The 15,421-nt window shown below is 73.0% G+C and carries 11 protein-coding genes; 4 read left to right on the plus strand and 7 right to left on the minus strand.

The genetic code is table 11. The annotated features are described in order from the left end of the window. Positions 1 to 63 precede the first annotated feature (63 nt). Positions 64 to 918 (plus strand): amidohydrolase family protein, encoded by an 855-nt coding sequence (locus ACFZBU_RS17870; protein ID WP_391584539.1) that lies wholly within the window; start codon positions 64 to 66, stop codon positions 916 to 918. A 49-nt stretch (positions 919 to 967) separates the two neighbouring features. Here ACFZBU_RS17870 and ACFZBU_RS17875 read toward each other — a convergent pair whose 3' ends face one another. Further along, positions 968 to 1,714, minus strand: coding sequence for a DNA-binding response regulator (locus tag ACFZBU_RS17875; protein WP_391584540.1), 747 nt, complete (start codon positions 1,712 to 1,714; stop codon positions 968 to 970). Between the two features lie 433 nt (positions 1,715 to 2,147). On the opposite strand from ACFZBU_RS17875, the gene ACFZBU_RS17880 reads away from it, so the two are divergent. Then, the gene (locus ACFZBU_RS17880) at positions 2,148 to 2,447 is read left to right on the plus strand and encodes a hypothetical protein (protein WP_391584541.1); all 300 of its coding nucleotides are present in this window, start codon (positions 2,148 to 2,150) and stop codon (positions 2,445 to 2,447) included. Between the two features lie 86 nt (positions 2,448 to 2,533). On the opposite strand, the gene ACFZBU_RS17885 is transcribed toward ACFZBU_RS17880, so the two are convergent. The 3 genes from ACFZBU_RS17885 to ACFZBU_RS17895 form a co-directional block, all read right to left on the minus strand. Then, positions 2,534 to 4,234, minus strand: a complete 1,701-nt coding sequence (locus tag ACFZBU_RS17885; protein WP_391584542.1) for a carboxylesterase/lipase family protein — start codon at positions 4,232 to 4,234, stop codon at positions 2,534 to 2,536. A 252-nt stretch (positions 4,235 to 4,486) separates the two neighbouring features. Beyond that, positions 4,487 to 7,858 carry an ATP-binding protein gene (locus ACFZBU_RS17890; protein WP_391584543.1) on the minus strand — a complete coding sequence of 1,124 codons (3,372 nt, stop codon included), beginning with the start codon at positions 7,856 to 7,858 and terminating at the stop codon, positions 4,487 to 4,489. A gap of 240 nt (positions 7,859 to 8,098) precedes the next feature. Further along, positions 8,099 to 9,304, minus strand: coding sequence for a tryptophan dimethylallyltransferase family protein (locus ACFZBU_RS17895; protein ID WP_391584544.1), 1,206 nt, complete (start codon positions 9,302 to 9,304; stop codon positions 8,099 to 8,101). A gap of 308 nt (positions 9,305 to 9,612) precedes the next feature. On the opposite strand from ACFZBU_RS17895, the gene ACFZBU_RS17900 reads away from it, so the two are divergent. After that, complete coding sequence (locus tag ACFZBU_RS17900; protein WP_391584545.1) at positions 9,613 to 10,689, plus strand: winged helix DNA-binding domain-containing protein; 1,077 nt, start codon at positions 9,613 to 9,615, stop codon at positions 10,687 to 10,689. A gap of 371 nt (positions 10,690 to 11,060) precedes the next feature. On the opposite strand, the gene ACFZBU_RS17905 is transcribed toward ACFZBU_RS17900, so the two are convergent. Beyond that, positions 11,061 to 11,654 carry an HNH endonuclease family protein gene (locus tag ACFZBU_RS17905; protein WP_391584546.1) on the minus strand — a complete coding sequence of 198 codons (594 nt, stop codon included), beginning with the start codon at positions 11,652 to 11,654 and terminating at the stop codon, positions 11,061 to 11,063. A 384-nt stretch (positions 11,655 to 12,038) separates the two neighbouring features. Here ACFZBU_RS17905 and ACFZBU_RS17910 point away from each other — a divergent pair, with 384 nt between their 5' ends. Then, positions 12,039 to 12,599 (plus strand): hypothetical protein, encoded by a 561-nt coding sequence (locus ACFZBU_RS17910; protein WP_391584547.1) that lies wholly within the window; start codon positions 12,039 to 12,041, stop codon positions 12,597 to 12,599. 73 nt (positions 12,600 to 12,672) lie between these two features. Here the strand turns inward: ACFZBU_RS17910 and ACFZBU_RS17915 are convergent, their stop codons facing one another. Together ACFZBU_RS17915 and ACFZBU_RS17920 are read right to left on the minus strand one after the other, a co-directional pair. Continuing rightward, positions 12,673 to 12,873, minus strand: a complete 201-nt coding sequence (locus ACFZBU_RS17915; RefSeq protein WP_391584548.1) for a hypothetical protein — start codon at positions 12,871 to 12,873, stop codon at positions 12,673 to 12,675. A gap of 250 nt (positions 12,874 to 13,123) precedes the next feature. Continuing rightward, positions 13,124 to 15,118 (minus strand): ATP-binding cassette domain-containing protein, encoded by a 1,995-nt coding sequence (locus ACFZBU_RS17920; RefSeq protein WP_391584549.1) that lies wholly within the window; start codon positions 15,116 to 15,118, stop codon positions 13,124 to 13,126. Positions 15,119 to 15,421 lie beyond the last annotated feature (303 nt).

Consider the following 15,421-nt stretch of genomic DNA (forward strand, 5'->3'; position numbering starts at 1 on the left):
CAACTCGGACTCTAGACAACCCAATGATCCGATGACTACCTCTCATGTACAGGAGATCCGAGCGTGACCGTTTCGGTGCGAGTGGACGCGCATCACCACCTGTGGGATACGGCCGAGCGCGAATACGGATGGATGGACGGCGCCTGGGCGGACCCGCTGCGCGGCCGGTTCGGGCCGAACGAACTCGCGGCGGCCGTCGGCGGTCGGGCGGAGGTGGCGACGATCGCCGTGCAGGCGGTCGCCGACACCGCGGAGAGTGCCGAACTGCTGGCGATCGCCGCCGACCCGGGCACGCCGGTCGCCGCGGTCGTCGGATGGGTGGACCTGACCGCTTCGGACGCCGCCGATCGCATCGCCGCACTGCGCGCCGGTCCGGGCGGCGAGCACCTGGTCGGGATCCGGCACCTCGTCCAGGACGAGCCCGACCCCGGGTGGCTGCTGCGCCCGGACGTGACCCGCTCGCTGGCCGTACTGACCCGCGCGGGCCTGGTGTACGACCTCCTGGTCAGGGCGCCGCAACTGGCCGCCGCGGGTCGGGTGGCCAGGGAGCATCCGGAACAGTCCTTCGTGCTCGACCACATCGGCAAGCCCGAGATCGGCGTCGGCAGGTGGGAACCGTGGGCCGAGGCGATCCGCGAGATCGGTGTGCTGCCCAACGTCACGGTCAAATTGTCCGGCGTCGTCACCGAGGCCGACTGGCGGGAATGGACGGTCGACCAGGTCCTTCCCTATGCACGTCACGCGCTGGAGACGTTCGGGCCCGAACGCACCATGTTCGGCTCGGACTGGCCGGTCTGCACGCTCGCCGCCTCGTACGAGGACGTGCTCTCCGTCGCCGAACGCACCTGCGCCGACCTGTCGACGGCCGAGCGCGAGCGCGTCTTCGGCGGTACCGCCCGGGCGGTGTACGGGTTCTGACGACCCGGCGGGGACGGCGGAGCCGGGGCATGCGGGTGGCCGATCCGGGTCAGGCCCACCCCTTGCGAATCGCCAGGGCGCCGGCCTGGAATCGGCTGTCCGCGCCCAACAGGGCGAGCAGGTCGCCGACCCGACGGCAGTACGTGCGTGCGGACAGGCCGATCCGGGCCGCCCCCGCCTCGTCGGTCAGACCGGCGAGCAGGCAGTCGAGTACGGGCAGCAGGTGCGCGGGCGGCTCCTCGTCGCAGGGGCGGGCGCTCGGGTCCTCGCCGCTCTGCCACGAACGTTGGTGGGCCCGGACCAGGGCGCGGACGACGACGGGGTCGCGGACGAGAAGCATGCCGTTGTACAGGACGTCGAGGTCGACCGGGACCAGTGCCACCGACCGGTCCATGACGCCCATCCGGAACGGGATCTCGTCGATGAGTCGGGCCTGACCACCGTCACGCCATCGGATGGTGCCCACCTCCGCGTCCCGGGCGAGGCCGCGGCGTGAGGTGATCTGGCGAACGTGCGGAACGCGGGCCACGACCTCGCGGACACACGTCGCCGCGTGCGCGAGCATGCGCTCCGGCACGCCCTGCCCGATGCAGCCGGACGGGTCGTCGAAGGTGAGCAGTTCGTGCCGGGTGGCGGCGGACAGTCGGGCGGCGATCGCGCCGACATGCTCGGGGCGCACCCGCTGGGCGGGCGGCCTGATTCCTCGATCGGCGTGAAAGGCGGACTCCGCCAGCGTCTCGCTCAACGACTCGCGAAGGACCGAACGCGCCGGCGCAGGGCCGGACGACACCGACATGACCGCTCTCCTCGGACAAGCATGGACGAACCCGTCATCACCGAGAGTACGCAACCGAGCGTATGGCGCATTCGATTTTCCGACGGCCGAAGTGCGTCGAAGTGCTTCGAAGTGCATCGAAGGGGGTCGAAGTGGGTCGAGGTCGGTTGGAGACGTTGGAGACGTTGAAGTTTGTACCACTGGCGAGTTCACGCCATCGGGGCGCACGGGCGAAGCCGCGCTCGGCACAGTGATCTCGGGCCGCACAGCCGACCACCCCGCCTAGCCGGAGGACGCGACACCGCGTCTCCGGTGACGTCGCACCGCGTCGGCGGCCCCGTACCGACGGATTCCCGTCCGTCGAGGACATGCGAAACGAGATCCGAAGATGCGCATCGACCATCCCGCGCGCCGCGCGGCGACCACACCGAACGCCGACCGAAAGGGAAACCCCGTGTCCATTGCTCGTACCACCCTCGTCACCCTGTCCACCGCCGTGTTGCTCGCGATCCCGGCGACCATGGTCACGGCCCCGACCGCCGGTGCCGCCTCCGTCGCCCCGGGACCGGGATGCGCACAACTGGGCAACCACGGCCCCGGCTGGGCGGACATCGTCAACGACTGCTCGCACGGCATCAACGCCTCGGTCGAGATCGACGGTTGGGATCCCGACTGCGTCGCGATCCCGGCCAAGGAGACGCGCAAGGTCAGCTTCGCGGCGGACGCCGCTGCCTACTACGCGTACGAGTGCTGAGCATTCACCGCTCTCGGCGGAGCCCCGACCGGCCGCGCCGGCCGGTCGGGGCTCCGCCCTCGTCGTCCGGGGCGACCGACCCCGGCTCACCCGGGTGCCGGCGCCGCCCCCGCGCAGCCGCCGTCGCGCCAGAAGTCGAGGTTGTGCGTGCTCGCGTAGTCGACGGGTGCGATCCGGTCCGGGGCCAACGACTGGGTCTGCGGCGGTGCGGACGACGCCGGTGTGTCGACGAAGCGCGGCCAGTACGGCAAACCCCGGCGATTCGGGTCCCCGTCGGTCGCGAAGGCCGCCCAGTAGTCGGTCATGGTGTCCGACAATCGCACCTGCGCGGGGGTGAACAGGCGCTGCGCCGCCGGGTCTTCGAAGAGGTACGGCGTGTCCGCGGCATGGTAGGCGCCGAAGTCGAAGCGGCCGGGCAGCGGCAGGTACATCGGCGCACCCCGATCGGCGAACTCGTAGGCGTAGGTCGGCACGAAGCGGGCGAAGGCGGTGTTCTGCGCGTACGTTCCGCGCGCCCACATGCGATCGGTGACGACGGTGGACCAGGCCAGCGCGGGGTACGGGAAATCGCGCACCGGATACTCGGCGAGCACGCATTCCCGCCGGCCCGGGAAGGCGGTTTCCACCGCCTGCCCGTAGTGCTCCTCGGTGAACGGACGTGCCACCGGGTCGTAGTTCGCGCCGACGAACAGACGGTGCTCGTCCCGGGTGGCCCCGGAGAGCACCGACACCCGGTGGAATCGACCCTCGCGCAATGCCCGTTCCGGCAGCTCGGGCAGGATCTCGTTGCCGAAGGCGAAGGCCTGGAAGGCGTTCATGATGTACGGCACCCGGAGCAGCCGCTCGACCGGCAGTGCGCGCAGGCAGCGCAGCACCTCGCCGGGATCCGGCGCCGAACAGCCCAGGGAGGCAGCCGTCTCGACTCCGGTGTCCTGCATCTCACCCGTGGTGCGCCAGCTGTACCACGGATACGCCGGAACGCCCGGGCCCATCGCGCCCGCGGGCATGTCCATCATGGCCTCGCCGCTGGAGAGGGCGGCATGCCGGAACAGGCCGCGGGCGGTGGGCGAGGTGAGATGCGCGCCGATCGCTGCGGCGCCGAACGACGAACCCGCCACCGTCACCCGCTCCGGATCGGCGCCGAACGCGCGGGCGTTGCGTTGCACCCAGCGCAACGCGGCCTGCTGATCCTGGAGGGCGAACGTGCCCGAACCGGGCAGGCCCGGGTGGGCGAAGCCGCCGAAGACGCCCAGTCGGTAGTTGATCGTGACCACGACCACCCCGCGGTCGGCGAACCGGCGACCGTCGAAGAATCCGCCGCCGCCGACGGTGCCGTCCCCGTGGATCCACACCAGCACCGGCGCGGCGCGCCCGGGAGTGGTCCGCGCCGGCGTGGTGACGTTGAGCACCAGGCAGTCCTCGGCGCTGCTCGACACCTGCGCGTGGGCGGCCTGAAGCTGCGCGCACAGCGGACCCGGGGTGGTGGCGTCCCGGACGCCTTGCCACGGCGGGGCCGGCCGCGGCGCGGTCCAGCGGTGGTCGCCGGTCGGCGCCCCCGCGTACGGGATGCCGTGGAAGAGGCGGTGGTCGGCGGTTCGGACGCCGCGCACCAGGCCCGCATCCGTGCGCACCACGGCGCCGGCGGCGGCGGACGCGTCGGCGCGGTGGCCGAAACCGGTCGCGGAGCCGGAGGCCGCAGCGCTCGACGCCGACAACACCGCCCCGGCCAGAGCCAGTGCCGCCAGGGCTCGTTTGCCGCCTGTCGGCGGAGTCCGTCGCGCGGTCATGGTGTGCTGTTCATGGTCTTGTGCTTCCTTTCCCGGACCGAGGATGTTCCGGTCCCCTCGCCGGTGATGGATCAATCGGCCGTGGGTGGTGGTGTGGCCCGGGTGGCCCATGTGGGCCGTCCGGGCCACACGGGCCGTGTGGGTTGCGTGGAGGATGCGGATTACATGGGCCGTGTGGACCGCGTGGAGCGGTCGTTCGGGTGCGGCGTGTGGATTGTGGGGCCGAGGGTCGCGGCCTTGCGGGACGGCGGTTCACAGTCGCCACCGGACTTCGGGATCCGGCGTGTAACAGCACGTCGCGCCGGTCGAGATGGCGGCCCGCAGGTGCGCCGCGAGCTCCGGGTGCCGCTCGTCCAGGCGTCGCAGAGTGTCCCGGATGCGGGCGGTGACGGTCTTGCGCGCGCGTTCGCTGTGATCGCCGAGGCGGCGCACGCGTCCGCCGAGGCCGGCCGCGCGGCGCAGTTCCGTCACCAGGGCGGCCCGCTCGCGGTCGTACTCGGCGGCCTGCCGGTCGTCGCCGCGGCCCAGGGCCCGGTCGATCTCCTCGTCGAGCCGATCCAGGCGGCGGCGGTAGCTCGTGCGCGCCTCGTCGTCCAACACCGTGTCCCCGCCCATGGTTGCCGCGGTGAAGACGACGGCTCCGCCCTCGGGCGCCAGCAGCTCGGTCGCCGGGATCGCGGTACCCGGCTGTCCGAGCAGGCGGTGTACGTCCCGAAGCCCCTTGGCATCGGGCACGTGCACCACACGACCGGCGAAGCCAAGCCGCCAGACGGCTCCGTCCGGGCGGAACTCGCAGCAGTGGGCGTTCGGTTGTGCCGGCTTCGTCGACGCTGCCGCTCCGGCGTGCCGATCGGGCGTTGTGGGCCGGGTCGGTTCCGATGGCCCCGGGAAGTTCCCGGGCTCCGCCGCGTCCGCCGGCTCCTCCGTGTCCGCCGGGTCCGCCGCGTTCACCGGTTCCGCCGGGTCCGTCGGCTGTGCGCGGCGGCGCGGTGGGGTGCTCAAGCGGCGTACGCGGTCGACCAGGTGTGCCATCCCGAGCCGATGTGCCTCGGCCCGCGCGTCGGTCAGCAGTACCCCGGCCCGGGCGCGGTCGCCGTCGGCGTCCCGGGCGAGCAGGGCCTCGGCCAACTCGATGCCGGCACGGGTCGACCAGGGACGGGCGTGCAGTCGGTGTGCCGAGCGACGGGCGTCGGCGAACTCGCGTACCGCGTCGTCCCAGTGTTCCCGGGCGGCGTCCACGAGGCCCGCCCACAGGGAGGCGGGTCCGGCGATGTCCCATCCGTAGAGCGAGACCAACCACCGCCCCCGGTACGGCGCCAGCGCGGCTCGTGCCTGCTCGCACCGTGCCGGATCCCGGTCCGCGGCGGCGAACTGGGCCTGGTGGCGGAGCCACAGCGGAATGATGCTCCGGTGGGCCACCGCGCCGTCGCCGTCGCCCACGGGAACCGGACACGGGTACCGGGGCCGGTCGCCGGACTCCAGCGCGCCGATGCTCTCCAGCAGATCCGCGAACGGGTGATCGTGCTCGCGCAGCGCGCGATGCGCCCGATCCAACTCCGCGCGGTCGCCGCGCAACAGGGCCATCGACCAGGAGTGTTGGCAGCCGAAGTGGCGGTAGCTCGGCCGTGGACCGTCGAGCGAAAGCACTTCGCCGAGCAGCGACTCGGCCTCCTCGAAGCGACCCTGACACGCACTCACCACACTGCGATCGATCAGCGAGGTGAGCGTCATCCGAGGCGAGCCGCCCGCCCGGGCCACCGCCTCCAGGGCGTGCAGCCGGTCCAGGAAGCGCGGATCACCCAGCTCCAATAGGGCCACCCAGCGCAGCGACATCGCGATGTGTTCCATCCAGCGGTCGCCCCGACGGCGCGCCACCTCACTCAACTCCGCGGTCAGGCAAGCGCGTTCGGACACGATGTCCGGCCCCCACGACGCCTGTACCGCCGCCCACAATCCGGTCTGCAGGGCGTGGTCGTCACCGTCGCGGCGGGCGGCGGCCGTGACGTGCCGGGCGACCGCCGCCGCGGGGACGCAGGGATCGCCGTACGGGGTGGGGGAGTCGGCCGCGGCAGCGAGGGCGGACGGCGCGGGCCGTGGGCTCGGGGAGTCCGTGGGGAGGGCGGTGTGTGCCTCGTGCAGAAGGCGAGCCTTCAGGCCCGATGTGTCGCCTCGGGCGTCGACCGAGAGCAGAGTGAGCGCCACCAGGCCCAGCAGTACGGGGTCCTGCCGACGGGCCGTCGCGGCGGCCTCCTCGAAGGCGAGCCAGGATCTTCGGTGGGCGCCGACGAGTTGCAGGGCGAGCGCCAGGTCCAGGGTCAGCATCACCCGGCGGCGCGGCGCGTCGGTGCCCAGTCGCTCCAGCGCGTGCAGGTAGTGCCGCACCGCCTCCTCGTTCGCCAGCCGGGCCGCCGCGTGCCGGGCGGCGGCCACGAGGAGGTCGACCACCGTCCCGGGAGCGAGTTCGGCGCCGGCGAGATAGGCGTGGTGGGCGGCCTCGTTCGGCCGCGACGGATGTGCGACGGACGCCGTGGCGGGCAGCGCGCGCACCACGGCGGCGTGCAGCCGGCACCGGTGGTCCTCGGCCAGGGACGCGTACAGGGTCTCGCGTACCAGGTCGTGGCGAAAGGCCAGCACGCCGTCCGCGACCGACTCCAGCACATGCGCGTCCACCGCGTCGGTCAACAATCGGTCGGCGGTGGTCGCCCCGGTCCCGGCAGCCCCGGCGAGCAGGTCGACATCGAAACTCGGTCCCAACACGGCCGCATTGCAAAGGAGTTCGACGACGGCGTCGTCGAGAAGTGCCAACCGGCGCCGAACGGCTGCCCGTACGCCGGGGGAGAGCGCGGTGACGGGCCGACCGGCGGCCCACAAGCGGGCGGTCTCCTCCACGAAGAACGGATTGCCGCCGGTGCGCCGATGCACCTCCTCGACCACCGCATCCTCGGGCCGGGCGCCCGCCGTACGGGTCATCAACTCCGCGACCTCGGCGCGGTTCAGACCGGCCGGGCGTACGATCGCCGTCTCCGCGCCCGCCGCGGGCAGCTGCCGGCCGGCCTGCCGTGCCTCGAATTCGCGGCAGGTGCCCACCACCAGCAGGTGCTCGAACCAGGTGTGCCGGGCCACGAATTCGAGCAGGTCCAGCGACGCCGCATCGGCCCAGTGCAGGTCCTCCAGGACCACCAGCAGCGATCGCCTCCGGGCCGCCGTGCCCAGCATCGTCGTCACCGCGTCGCCGATCGCCAAGCGGTCGGGGCCGGCGGCGGGCTCGCCCGGTGCGGCGGGTTCACCCGGTGGGGCGTGCTCGGCCGGCAGGACGGGGAGCGCCGCGCCGGCCGCCGCCGTGATCAGGGCCCACTCGTCGTCGGTCGTCTCCCGTCGCAGACTCCGGAAGACCTGGGTCCACGGCCAATAGTCGGGCGTGGCACCGGAGTCCCAGCACGTCCCGCGCAGCACGCACATGCCCAGGCCCAGGGCCTCGTGGGCGATGTGGCGCGCCAGGGCGGTCTTGCCGATCCCGGCCTCCCCGCCGACCAGGACGAGCCCGCCGCGACCCGCGCGGGCCCGCTCGACCCGGGACCGCAGCACGCCCAGACAGTGGTCCCTGCCGATGAGTGCGGAAGGCACGGTGTCCTCTCGGGCCGAAACGCCGGGGCCGTCGGGCGAACAGCCACGACCACATCGGACCGCCGACCCACCGCCGACTCTAGTGCCGCGCCCGGCCACGTTTGCACCGTCGCGGCGCCCGGCACGGCACCTCGCCGCCCCGCCGAAACGTCCGAGTACTCCGGTACGAGAACGTTCCGGCGGCACGCCGACGCACCGCACCGAACACCGCGACGGGGCAAAACGTCGCCGGGTGCGGCACTAGGAAGCCGGCGGATGGGCGTGCCGGATCCGCGGACTCGATTCCCTCGAAAGGATGGCCACCGGGCGGGACTCGCGGACCTGCGCCGGGGCGACCCGGTAGGCCTCGGGAGCCAGATAGACCGTCACCCGCGGGGGCCGGGCCGGCGCCTGCACCAGGGAGAGGTACGAGATCAGTCCCACCCCGTCCACCGGACGGCGCCTCGACACCGCGCCCAGCGCCCGATCGAGCAGGCCGGTGGGCAGCCCCTGGCGTCGAAGCAGCGAAGCCGCGCGATCGCGAGCGTGGCCGTCGTCGGTCACGTGGTCCCGCACCGGCAGATGCAGCGTGTAGGCGGCCGGAGTCCCGGGGTCGCCACCGGTGAACGACAGGCAGGACACCGGCGGACGGCGATCGAAGCGATCCGTGCCGGCGGCGATACGGCAGAACTCCACCGCCTGCCGGCCGCACCGCTCCGAGAACAGCCCGGCGACGCGACGCACACCGTCGAGGTCGAATCGGTGGTGCGCGACGTAGACCTTCACCCGCGGGGCCGCCCACGGGCCCAGGTCCACCGCGAAGAAGGCGAAGCGATCGTCGTCGGGGTACCGCGCCGCGACGTGCTCGCGCAGCAGTGGCCAGGCCCGTGCGCAGCCGAACCGGGCCAGTGCCTCCTCGACGACGTCGGCCGTATGTTGGGGGCCGTGCACGGCGGGGTCCAGGTAGGCCTTGAATCCCGGTGTGCCCGGTGTCGCCGGCAGTTCCATCGCACACCACAGCGCGAACGTGCCCTGTGGCGCGGCCGGGAAGAAGAGCGTCTCGACGCGGCGCAGCGGATCGAGCGGGAAGTCCCAGCTTCGGGCCGTGCGTTGCAGGGCCAGCTGGCCAAGCCGACCGTTCTCGGCGAGCGTTGCCGCGCCGCAGCCGGGCTCGGTCAGCACCCGTACCCGCGGGCGGTCGCCGCCCGGGAAGGTCACCGAGAACTCCGCCGGCGTGTGGTCGTCGGAGACCCGGGACGGCGGTGCGGGCGCCGAGAGCGGTCGGTCGGCCCCCGCGCCGAGCAGTTCGGTCAGCGAATCCCGGTACCGCCCCTCGGGATCGGCCGTTCCGGCCGCCCGACACAGGCGATCCAGTCGGCCGCGCAGATGATCTCCCAATGTGGCCGCGGCGTATTCGATTTCCCGCCGCGTCGTGGTGATCCCGTGCGGGTCGTCGACCATGGTCATGACCGGCTCCAAGCAATCCGTCCCGATGCCCGCGGGGTCGCCACGGGCTCGCCGGGGAGGGGGAGAACGCGGGTCGCTCGCGACCCGCAGAGCCGCCCGGACGGCGGGCCCTACCGAAGAGGCGCCGGATTCGATCCGGCGGGTGCTGGATCGAATCCGGCACCCCAGGGGGCGCCACCGACCGCATTTCGTGCCGAGGGCCGCGGAAGGTGCGCGGCCGCACGGGCGTTCGGTGCGAAATCTCCGTCACCAACGCTGGTAGGGTCCCGCGGATGGCGATCGTGGGGTCGGGGCGGAGGGTCCGTGGGATGCGCGCCCGTGCTCAGGGGCTGGCCGACGGAATCCGGGAGGACTCCGTCGAGGGGGTCCTGCGACGGGTGTTCGCCATCCAGGCGCAGGACGCCACTGCTGCCGACCTGGGTATCCGGGTACGCGGCCGGGACATTGGCGCGGACGATATCCGTGCCGCGTACGAGGACGAGCGCAGTATCGTCCGCGGCTGGTTCATGCGTGGGACCCTGCACACCGTCGCCGCGGCGGACGTGCGCTGGTTGCTGCGACTGTTTGCGCCCCGCCTCCTCGCCGCCACCGATCGCCGCTATCGCGAACTCGGCCTGGACGAGAGCCTGCGCGAGCGGGCGGACCACTTGATCCGGCGCGTTCTCACCGTCCACGGGCCGCTCACGCGGCCCGAGTTGACCGAACACCTGGCCACCCTCGGGGTTTCGCCGCGGGGGCAGGCGCCGTTCCACCTGATCCGCCACGCGGCACTCACCGGGATCCTGTGCCAGGGACCACAACGTGCCGGCGAAGCCGGCTACGTGCTGCTCGACGACTGGCTGCCGGCGCAATCCGGGGATCGGGAACGGGAGCAGGACGCCGCCCTCGCCGAACTGGCCCTGCGCTACCTGAAGGCGCACGGGCCCGTCGACGTGGCGGACTTCGCGGCCTGGTCGGGCCTGCCGATCACATGGGCCCGTACGGCCTGGACGGCGCTGCGCCGGTCGGGCGTGATCACCGCCGACGGCGAGCCGACCGCGCCGATCGCGCCGGGCGGTGGCGGCGAGGGCTGGGCCGGGATCTCTTCCGACACTCCCGATGTGCGGATGTTGCCGGCCTACGACGACTACCTCGTCGGCTATCGCACCCGCGAACTGTCCGTCCCCGCCGGCTACGAGGGTCGGGTTCGGCCCGGTGGCGGCCTCATTCGCCCCACCGTCTGCGCCGACGGCCTGGCGGTCGGCACCTGGACCCGCGTCGGTGCGGGCCGCTCCATCGAGGTGGATGCGTTCGAGCCGCTGCCTGCCCCCGTCGCAGCCGGCCTCGCCGCCGAACGGGCAGAGGTGATCGACTTCCTCCGGCACGCCGGCCGAACCCCGGGGTAGGCGCTTCGAGGGCGGCCGGCCGCCGGGCAGGGAAGGTCACGTCGTCGGGGCACGGATGGTGCCCGGTCACGTAGCGGCGTCCTCGGGCCGAAGGCGGCGCAGGCGTGGGACGTCGCCGGCGAGGACGGGGGGTAAGGCGGTGTTGCCGGTTTCGCCGTCGGCTCGGGGCGCAGCCGCGAACGGCTTCGCGTCGTCCGGTCACGATCGCAGGGCCGCGCAGGCAAGGGCCGGAAGGTGGTGATCGCTGAGCGGACTGTGCCGGAGCGCGGGGTCGATGGGACCATTGTTCCTGCGACCCGGGTGAGGGGCCGTGGGTGGGCCGTCGGCCGGGGCGACGGTCGGGTGTGGTCGGGACGTGGCGGGGCGTCGGGTCAGCAGGCGTTGAGGATTGTGGTGAGTGTGTTCTTCTCGGTGGAGTCGACGGTGAGTGCGTAGTCGTGCTTCACCTGGACCCAGGCTCGGGCGTATGTGCAGCGGTAGGACGTCTGGGGGAGCCACTCGGCGGGATCCCGGTCGCCCTTGGAGCGATTGGACGAGGCGGAGACGGCGATGAGCTGGGGGTCGTTCACGTCGTTGGCGAAGGTGCGACGGCGGGTCGTGGTCCAGGCCCAGGCACCGGAGGCCCAGGCTTCGGACAGCGGTACCAGGTGGTCGATGTCGAACGTCGACGGGTTGGTGGTCACCACGTTGTCGTAGGCGCTGGTCCAGGTTCCGGAGGTCGCGGTGCACGCGCTGTTCGTGGTCACGCCGGCGCCGTCCCGCTTGAGGATCCATTCGCGGGTGTCGCAGGTCCCGGAGATGGTGATCCAGGTCGGGAACAGGTCGCGGTCGTAGCTGTCGCCGTGCGTTTCGGCGGTCGCGGTCATGCCGGCGAGGTAGGAGCGGGCGGTCGCCGCCGATATCGGCGTGGGCAGCGCGGCGTGCGCGGGGGCGGTCGCGGCCAGGGCAAGCCCGGCTATACACACGGTGGTTGCGGTGCGACGCAGGGCGGACGGAGCGGTCACGGCAGGGCCTCCCGAAGGCGGTTGGCGGCATCCGGCCCGGACCCGGGCGCGGATCGGCGCGCCCAGCGTGCCCGAGCACCCCGGTCCACCGGGACCCCATGCGGCGTGAATTCTTGGCGACGGCGCACCGCCGAGGCCCCCACGTGCGCGGATGTACGACGTGAACTTCGTGCTCCGGCAGCCGAATCGGGGCGAGCCCGGCCGGCGTCCGATCAGGCCATCCAGCGCGCCCGGAGCACCCCGTCGGGGTCGGGCAGCACGGCCGCGACCGGGGAACGTGAAAGGGGTGGGGTGCGTCGGAAGGGGGTGGGGGCGGTCGGCGCTGGGTGCGAATCGGAGGAATTCATGCGTTTTGGGCGACGGGCGGGCGATCTCGGCCCCAGGAACGGGGGGCGGGCGTTGGCCCGACAGGCCCGTGAACTGGCCGTGCAGGGCAAGGAGCGGCGCGCGTTGGTTCGTGCCTCCACCGCATACGAGTTGCTCGCCGACGAGTGGCCGACGCGCGACGCGTTCGCGACCGCGGACGCCTTCGCGGACTGTGCCGCGGCGTTCACCGCGTTCGGCAACCACGGCATGGCCTTCCGCTGCCTGAGTTCCGCCGTCGACGTGCTGGGCCGGCTGCGTGAGGACGAGCCCGAGAACGGGCCCGCGCACGTACGCTTCGGCATCCTCGGGTACGCGGCCTACACCTCGGCCGTGGCCGGTGGCCGGGAGCCCGCCGCGCTCGTGGACGTGTTGGAGTTCACGGTCCGTGCGCTGACGACCGGCCTGGAACTGGGCCACGCCGAACCGGACACCTTCATCGAGGCCGCCAAGGCACTCGCCGACCGCTACGACGAAGACAACCGCCCCGACGACGCGGCGGCCGTCAGGCGAGCGGCCGAGGGCATGGCCGAACCGGACTGACCCGGCCCGGCTCGGCCCGGTGCGCCCCCGCCGGGGTGGCCGGGCGGGGGCGGCGTGGGAGCGGTGGGTGTGTTCAGACCGTGGTCACTTCGGTGTCGGTCACCCAGACATTGACCGAGCGGGTACCGCCCAGAAGGCCGGGAAGGGTGAAGGCCACGTCGAGGCGTCCGTCGAAACGATGCCCGACGACCACGCCCCGGGTGCCCGCGGGGATCGACTGGGCGAGGGCGCCGCCGAGGTCCCGTACGGCCTCGACCTTCGTTCCGATCTGCACAGCGGGCCTTCCTCGTCGTCGATGGGCAGGCGTTCAGTGGCGGCGGTGGCCGCGGCCGCGGCGTTGTCGGTCACCGTCCGGGTGCCGGTCACCGTCCCGGTCCCGGTCCCGGTCCCGGTCCCGATGCCGGACTCGGTTCGGGTCCAGGCTTCAGCCCGGACTCCGACTCCGGCCCCGGCCCCGGCTCCGGCCCCGGTCTTCGGGTCGGAGCGCATGGGCGAGGGCATGGCTTGGTCGGCGGTGCGGTCGGTCACGATCGGCCGTCCGGGTCGGCGCCGCGGTCCTGTTGCAGGCGCCACAGTTCGGCGAACAAGCCGTCCTTGTCGGCGAGGAGTTCCTCGAATGCGCCGCGCTGTACGACACGGCCCGACTCCATCACGACGATCTCGTCGGCCACCGCCACGTTGGCCAGGCGATGGGTGACCAGGACCACGGCGCTGTCCCGGGCGATGCCGCGCAGTCCGGCGAAGATCCGGTGCTCGGCCCGGGGGTCGAGTGCGGAGGTGGGCTCGTCGAGGCAGATCAGGCCGGGTTGCCCGTACAACGCCCGGGCGATGCCGAAGCGTTGCCACTGACCCACGGACGGATCGATGCCGCCCCACCACTCCCGGGCCAGAAGCGTGGCCAGGCCGCGCGGCAGGCCGGCGATGACGTCGTCCGCGCCGGAGGCCGCTGCCGCCCGGTCCAGGGCGGCGACGTCGTCGGCGCGCGGTTGGCCGAGGTTGATGTTCAGCCGGGCGGACAGCGGCCACCGGGCGATCTCCTGCGGGACGTAGCCGAGATGGGCCCAGGCCGCGTGCGGGTCGAGGTCCGTGATGTCGATTTCGTCCCAGGTGATGCGGCCCTCGTGCGGCAGGTAGAGGCCGCACAGAAGGCGGGAGAGGGTGGATTTGCCGGAGCCGTTCTCGCCGACCAGGGCCAGGATTCGGCCCCTGCGCACCTCCAGGTCGACGCCGTCCACGGCGGCGGTCGCCTTGCCCGGGTAGTGGTACGTGGCGTTCTCCGCGCGCACGACGAGCGGCGAACTCGGTGCGAGGGTGCCCCGCTTCATGCCGTGACCGCCGGCTTCGTCGAGGAAGCGGGCCCAGTCGTCGAGGTAGAGGCCGACGCTGTACAGCCGACTGCCCGACACCACCAGACCGCCCAGTGCCGTTCCCACGGTGCGCAGCGCGATGACGGCGGTGCCGGCGGCGGCCACCGACATCCGGCCGGTGGAGAGCAGGTAGGCGAGCGTGGCCCACACCAGGCTCGCGGCGAGGCCGCCCACGGCGGCGCCGACCAAGCCGATCTTCGCGGTGGTCCAGGCACCGGCCTGGGTGACGCGTTGCACCCGCTCGGCGGCGATCGAGTAGCGGTTGAGCAGGTACGGCGCCATGGTGCAGGCGCGGACCTGGTCGGCCCAGCGCTGGTCGGAGATGTGCCACCGCAGCATGTTGAGCAGCCGCCGCTCGTCCTGGGTGCGGAGCGTGGTCAGGTACTCGACCCTGGCCCCGCGTACCGCGGCGACTCCGCGCGGCAGCGCTCCGAGCAGGAGCAGCGGGAGCAGCACCGGGTGCAGGATGGTGAGGACGGACGCGGCGGCGATCAGGGACGCGCACGCGGCGAGCACGTCCTGGGATTGCGGCATCAGGCCGCGCATGGATTGCAGGCCGCGGTCGGCGGCGTCCCAGCGGTCCTGGTAGCCGGGGTGGTTGTAGGCGGCCAACTCGGCCCGGGAGGCGGCCTGGAGGAGGAGCCATTCGGATTCGCGGGTCAGGCGAGGGGTGACCCGCGCGGACAGGCCGACGACGGCGATGCCCAGTACGGCGCGCAGGCCGACCGCCGAGGCGAGCAGGACGATGGAGGGCAACGCCTCGCGCAGGCGGTCGGCGACGTCGCCCGAGGAGATCAGTGCGGTGATCGTGCCCGTCGTCGCCAGCAGGCCGCCGGCTTCCAGGAGCCCGGCGAGGACCTGGCACACGAGCAGCGCGATCAACGCGCCCGGATCGGCCCGCCAGGCCAGGCGCATCGCGCGGATGATCAGTCGGGGCAGACGGGCCGCCATCGCCCGGGTGGTGATCCTGGTCAGCGCGACCGCGGTGTCGCGTCCGGGTGGCGCGAACTGCGGTTCCTGGTCCGCGGGTTCGTCTGCGGCAGCGGGGTTCGGCGGGGTCGGTCGAGCGGTGCCGGCCTGGTGTGGGATGCCGGTGGACCCGGGTTTCGAGCGTGCCGAGGAGGGGTCTCCTCCGGTGGCTTTCGTGGTCATCGCGGTGCCTCCTGAAGGTGCGGGCGGGGTCGCCTGCGGGAGTGTCCGCTCATGCTTCTGGCGTGTGCCCGGCCCCGGCAGAGCGCACGGATGTGCGAGCAAGGCGCGGGGGCGACGAGGGCGCCCGGACCGGACGCTCGACCAAACGAGTCGCTGCCGGGCGTGATCGGACGGCCTTCGGGAAGGACCGTGCGGGGTCCGGTATTTCGTCGGCGCTGCGGCCGTGCGCCGGGCGCACGCGGGAGGAGCGCGAGACCTCCGCGAACGGCGGCATGCGCAATGGCCGCCCGGGGGCGAGTCGCG

Origin of the sequence: Embleya sp. NPDC008237 (assembly GCF_042956465.1) — a bacterium.
Classification (GTDB): Bacteria; Actinomycetota; Actinomycetes; order Streptomycetales; family Streptomycetaceae; genus Embleya.